Source organism: Vibrio sp. 03_296, from assembly GCF_002265885.1.
Genome location: NZ_NPKW01001276.1, coordinates 1 through 380, shown reverse-complemented (window position 1 = coordinate 380; position 380 = coordinate 1). Strand labels below are relative to the sequence as shown.

Below are 380 nucleotides of genomic sequence, written 5' to 3'. Positions count from 1 at the left end.
CGGTTGGGTCGCAATGTAGTTCACTTAAGAGGAGCTGCCTTGCGATTAACAGGATATCGGGTCTTTGATATTTTTACCGCCCTAGGCCGATTTGGCTTAGGGCGTTTGTCTATAAAAAGGATGGATAAGTCTCCGCGCAGACTTTTTAGACGCTTCGGTTGTATTACCTGGAGATACCGCTTTGCTCATTACTTTCAGTTGACTAGCGATGAACTGACAAGCGTATTTAAAACTGATTTCATTGGCCATTCGACCATGTGCTACGGCCGCTTGACTGGCTTCTCGTCTTACCAAGTTATAACCAAGCAACAGCCCCCATAACTCTTGATAGACAAGCTCGACCGTCTTACTCCTCAGCACTAACGCGTTGTGCTGCATCG

Annotated in this window: 1 pseudogene; it reads right to left on the bottom strand. The window is 46.8% G+C overall.

Annotated elements, in window-relative coordinates:
- Positions 1-20 precede the first annotated feature (20 nt).
- A pseudogene (locus CIK04_RS31530) lies at positions 21-380 on the bottom strand (IS4 family transposase); the annotation flags it as partial.